Raw genomic sequence first — 936 nt, 5'->3', positions numbered from 1 at the left:
CTAGGGTTTGTTTGATAAGCAGGCCATTTCCGTCTACCTTGATGCACAGGGTACGGGCAAGCAAGGGAGGCGAGGATGGCACGTCATCGTCACGAATTATCCGATGCAGAGTGGGCGGTGCTGGAGCCGCTGTTACCGGCACGCAAGACGGCGGGGCGGCACTACCAGGATCACCGCAGGGTTCTTAATGGCATGCTGTTTCGCGTGAACGCGGGCCTTGCGTGGCGCGACCTGCCGCAGCGCTACGGTCCATGGCAGACGGTGTACTCGCGCTACAGGAGATGGAGTCGCAGCGGGTTGTGGGACCGATTGCTGCAAGCCCTGCACAGCGAGTTGGACGCGGCGGGCCGTCTGGACTGGTCGCTGTGGTGCATCGACGGCTCCAATGTTCGGGCACATAAGGCGGCAGCCGGTGGGGGGAAAAAGGCGTCCGGCGCGGGAGCCGAGGGACCACGCGCTGGGGCGTAGCCGCGGCGGATGGGGAACCAAGCTGCATTTGGTGGTCGACGGTGCGGGGCTGCCTCTGGCCGTGCATCTGAGCGCGGGGCAAGCGAGCGAGGCGGTGTACGCCGAGCCGCTGCTGGAGGCGGTGCGGATCAACCGCCCCAGTGGCACCGTGCGACAACGGCCTGAGCGGGTGGCGGGCGACAAGGGCTACAGCCATCGGCGTATCCGCCGATGGCTGCGTCAGAGACACATACGCGCCGTGATTCCAGAGCGACGCGACCAGGTGGCTCGCCGTCGAGGCAGGCCGCCGCAGTTCGATGCCCAGCAATACCGCCGCCGCAATGTTGTTGAGCGTTGCGTCGGCTGGCTTAAGGAAGCACGGGCTGTGGCCACACGATTCGAAAAGCTCGCCTTGCACTATCTGGGCACCATCAAACTGGCCATGATTCGCCGGTGCTTGCGGGCGACCTTGTCAAACAGACCCTAGGG

At 65.1% G+C, this 936-nt stretch carries 1 protein-coding gene; it reads left to right on the top strand.

Features of this window, described 5'->3' with window-relative positions; all coding sequences use genetic code 11:
• The first annotated feature begins 75 nt into the window (after positions 1-75).
• Positions 76-934 (top strand): IS5 family transposase gene (locus OOT46_RS30630; RefSeq protein WP_416136282.1). Its coding sequence is split into 2 segments (ribosomal slippage): positions 76-450 and positions 452-934, totalling 858 coding nucleotides; the frame shifts between segments, so codons are not numbered across the junction.
• Positions 935-936 lie beyond the last annotated feature (2 nt).

It is taken from the genome of Aquabacterium sp. A7-Y (assembly GCF_026153205.1).
Taxonomy (GTDB): domain Bacteria; phylum Pseudomonadota; class Gammaproteobacteria; order Burkholderiales; family Burkholderiaceae_C; genus Caldimonas.
Note: the sequence above shows the minus strand (reverse complement) of the source record. Positions and strands in the feature narration are given on the sequence as shown.